This is a genomic window from Streptomyces murinus (assembly GCF_002154555.1).
GTDB classification, from domain to species: Bacteria; Actinomycetota; Actinomycetes; order Streptomycetales; family Streptomycetaceae; genus Streptomyces; species Streptomyces murinus.
The window spans coordinates 1-790 of sequence record NZ_MUNF01001059.1 but is presented as its reverse complement, the minus strand read 5'-3'; the positions used below and the strand labels follow the sequence as shown (position 1 = coordinate 790).

Below are 790 nucleotides of genomic sequence, written 5' to 3'. Positions count from 1 at the left end.
GTACGACAACCGGTCGTGGTGCACCCGCAGTTCACCGAGCCGGAGGCGGCGCTGCGGGACGCCGGGCACACGGTGGAGCGGGTGCTGCTGCGGCCCGAGGACGGCTTCCGGCTGGATGCCGCGCTGGTGCCGGAGCGGGCCGATCTGGTGGTGATCGGCAATCCGACGAACCCGACGTCGGTCCTGCACCCGGCCTCGGCGCTCGCCGCACTCGCCCGGCCCGGGCGGGTGCTGGTGGTCGACGAGGCGTTCATGGACGCGGTGCCGGGCGAGCGGGAGGCGCTGGCCGGGCGGACGGACGTCCCCGGCCTCGTGGTGCTGCGCAGCCTCACCAAGACCTGGGGCCTCGCGGGTCTGCGGATCGGCTATGCGCTGGCCGAGCCCGAGATCATCGCCGAGCTGGAGCGGGCCCAGCCGCTGTGGCCGGTGTCCACTCCGGCGCTGGCCGCCGCCGAGGCATGTGTGTCGCCCCGCGCCCTGGCGGAGGCGGGCCACGCGGCGCATCGCATCGCCGGTGACCGGGCGCACCTGGTCGCGGGCCTGTCCGCGCTCGCCTCCCGCGGGGTGCGGGTCGCGGGACCGGCCGAGGGCTCCTTCGTCCTGGTCGCCGTCCCGGAGGCGGCCACCGTACGACAGCGACTGCGCGCCCTCGGCTACGCCGTGCGCCGCGGGGACACGTTCCCCGGACTCGGCACCGACTGGATACGCCTCGCCGTCCGCGACCGGCCCACGACGGACGCCTTCCTGACCGCGCTGGCGACCGCCCTGAGCTGACGGAACCCACCCGCCC

At 76.3% G+C, this 790-nt stretch carries 1 protein-coding gene; it reads left to right on the top strand.

Annotated elements, in window-relative coordinates; all coding sequences use genetic code 11:
* The coding region (cobC, locus tag CCN72_RS37640; protein ID WP_086812710.1) for an Rv2231c family histidinol phosphate aminotransferase CobC at nucleotides 1-774 on the top strand (774 nt) is incomplete at its 5' end.
* Nucleotides 775-790 lie beyond the last annotated feature (16 nt).